Here is a 2,919-nt window from a genome sequence, read left to right as displayed (position 1 = left end):
GACGGCGCCGAGCCCCGCGATAGCCGCGAACGAGCCCGTCGTCCACGCGGCGGCACCGGGTAAGAACGCCACGTGCGGCGTCCACGGCGCATCGAACACGAAGGCGGCGACAGCGCCGAACGCCGGCGAGAGCACGACGCCGAGCGCGATGCCCACCACGAGCGCCGCAGCCCCTACGAGGCCGCCCTCGAGCGCGAGCACGGCGGCAATGCTCCCGCGCCCCATGCCCACGAGCGCATAGAGCCCGAACTCGCGCTTGCGGCGCCGCACGATGAAGCGGTTCGCGTACGCCACAAGAAAGATGAACACGATCACGACGAAGATCGAGAACGCCTCGAGCACGCTCCCAATCCGCCCGTAGACGCTCCGCTGCTCGGCAGTGAGGTCGAGCGCGAGCAAGTAGTCGCCCGACGCGATGAACGAATAGAGCAGGCACGCCGCGAGCGCGAGCGTCGCGAAGTACACCGAGTAGTCGCGCACGCTCCGCCGCACGTTGCCCATCGCCAGCTTGAGATACATCCCAACCTCCCGCGTGAGAATCTGATCCCTGGATTCAGGTTCTCACGCACGGGCAGCGCGTGCCATCGATTTGCCTTACGCGCGGCTTACGGTTTTGAAAGGTTGACCGGCGGGTGCCATCCCCGCGCCCTCGAGCACGCCGCGCCGCGCGCCTGCTATCATAAGGGGTTGCATGTGCACAGAAGAAATCGAGGGAGCGTCGTATGAACCGCACCAAGATCGCCCAGCTCTACGCCCAGGCCGAGGAGCTCGGCGGGCAGAGCGTCACCGTAGCCGGCTGGATCAAGTCCGTCCGCGATATGAAGAACTTCGGCTTCGTCACCGTGAACGACGGCAGCTGCTTCCGCGACCTGCAGATCGTCATGAACCGCGAGACGCTCGCCAACTACGACGACGTCGCGCATCAAAACGTCTCCGCCGCCATCGTCGCCATGGGCGAGCTCAAGCTCACGCCCGACGCGCCGCAGCCCTTCGAACTCACCGCCGAGACAATCGAGGTCGTGGGCGCCTCCGCGCCGGACTACCCGCTGCAGAAAAAGCGCGCCACCGTCGAGTTCCTGCGCACGCAACAACATCTGCGCCCACGCACGAACCTCTTCCGCGCCGTCTTCCGCGTGCGCAGCGTCGCGGCCGCGGCCATCCACCGCTTCTTCCAGGAGCGCGGCTTCGTGTACGTGAACACGCCTATCATCACGACCTCGGACTGCGAGGGCGCGGGCGAGATGTTCCGCGTGACGACCTTCGACCCCGCAACCGCGCCGCGCGTGACCGAGGAGCAGGCTGCCGCGTCCAACGGCGCGCTCACCGCCGGCGAGGTGGACTGGAGCCAGGACTTCTTCGGCAAGCCGGCATCGCTCACCGTCTCCGGCCAGCTCAACGCCGAGAACTTCGCCATGGCCTTCGGCGACGTCTACACCTTCGGCCCAACGTTTCGCGCGGAGAACTCAAACACCACGCGTCACGCCGCCGAGTTCTGGATGATCGAGCCCGAGATCGCCTTCGCAGACCTCGAGGACGACATGAACCTTGCCGAGGACATGCTGAAGTATGTGATCCGCGACGTGCAGGCGCGCTGCGCGGACGAGCTCACCATGCTGAACAAGTTCGTCGACAAGGGCCTCATCGAGCGCCTCGAGCACGTGGCGAGCTCTGACTTCGCCCGCGTGACCTACACCGAGGCGATTGAAATCCTGGAGCAGGCGGTCGCCGCCGGCCAGAAGTTCGACTACCCCGTGAGTTGGGGCATCGACCTGCAGACGGAGCACGAGCGCTTCCTCACCGAGCAGCACTTCAAGCGCCCGACGTTTGTCACGGACTACCCCGCCGAAATCAAGGCGTTCTACATGCGCCTGAACGACGACGGCAAGACCGTCGCCGCGGCAGACTGCCTGGTACCGGGCATCGGCGAGATCATCGGCGGCAGCCAGCGCGAGGAGCGCCTCGATGTGCTCGAGCGCCGCATCGCCGAGCTCGGCATGGATGCGAGCCAGTACAAGTACTACCTCGACCTGCGCCGCTATGGCACCTGCCAGCACGCGGGCTTCGGCCTGGGCTTCGAGCGCCTCGTGATGTACCTCACCGGCGTGGGCAACATCCGCGACGTCATCCCGCATCCGCGGACCGTCGGAAATGCCGACTTTTAACTCTTCTCGACCTAAGCGCCCTTTCCAGGCACCGAACCTCGTCCTTCAAGCGCCCCCGCATGACCTTCGGGCTATGCGGGGGCGCTTTTTGGTCGATCGCTGGCATCTGGAAAGGGCGCCCCTCTTGTTGAGGCGGGGCGCTCGCAAGGGGCTTCCGTTGTTGAGCAGGGCGCTCGCATATACGCTCCAAGATGATTTGGCGCACCGCGGCGAGTCGCCTGCCTTGTTGTATGGGTGCCGAACAAGCATCCTTCGAGAGCCTGGATCCGTTGTTGCGACAATCCTCGTTTCACCTCGTTTTGCAAGGTTTTGGCAAGGTTCGCAACCATGTTGAACGTTTCGCCCGCCGTCCGCCGAGCGAGACGCGCCGTTCGGCGGGAGATTTCGCCGCTTGCTCCCCGCTCGCATAGGCTCACGTTCACCCATCTTATCGCGAAGGGATACGAGCGTGAACGAAGTTATCGCCGCACTGCCGCCAGTCTGCACGAAGCCGAATGAAGAAGGCGCCCCCGCCACGGGGGCTACACCAATCGAGCCTCCTGCCATCCGCGGCAACGCCATACCGAGCTGCGTGAGAACGCTCCTCATTCTCAAGCTGCTCATGGATCGCACCGACGCGCACACGCGCCTCACCTCGACACAAATCAAAAGTCTGCTCGCCGATCCCGACGATCCCGCGGTGCCTGCGATCAACGTGCGACGCACCGCCATTCGTGCGTCGATCGACACGCTGCGCTCCGCAGGCCTCGCCAGCGCC

The 2,919-nt window shown here is 65.2% G+C and carries 2 protein-coding genes and 1 pseudogene; 2 read left to right on the top strand and 1 reads right to left on the bottom strand.

What is annotated here, in order from left to right; all coding sequences use genetic code 11:
- Nucleotides 1-519, bottom strand: a 519-nt coding sequence (locus QZ079_RS08915; protein ID WP_297037499.1) for an FtsX-like permease family protein, incomplete at its 3' end; no start/stop codon positions are given.
- A gap of 203 nt (nucleotides 520-722) precedes the next feature.
- Between QZ079_RS08915 and asnS the strand changes: the two genes are divergently transcribed.
- Together asnS and QZ079_RS08905 are read left to right on the top strand one after the other, a co-directional pair.
- Complete coding sequence (gene asnS / locus QZ079_RS08910; protein WP_297037498.1) at nucleotides 723-2,162, top strand: asparagine--tRNA ligase; 1,440 nt, start codon at nucleotides 723-725, stop codon at nucleotides 2,160-2,162.
- A 448-nt stretch (nucleotides 2,163-2,610) separates the two neighbouring features.
- Nucleotides 2,611-2,919 (top strand): annotated as a pseudogene (locus QZ079_RS08905) (hypothetical protein); the annotation flags it as partial.

This window comes from uncultured Enorma sp. (genome assembly GCA_905210055.1).
Lineage (GTDB): Bacteria > Actinomycetota > Coriobacteriia > Coriobacteriales > Coriobacteriaceae > Enorma.
This window is presented reverse-complemented; position numbering and strand designations above follow the sequence as displayed.

Bases quoted from the DNA above. Each gene is read 5' to 3' on its own strand.
- asnS (WP_297037498.1), top strand. From the start codon at position 723: ATGAACCGCACCAAGATCGCCCAGCTCTACGCCCAGGCCGAGGAGCTC.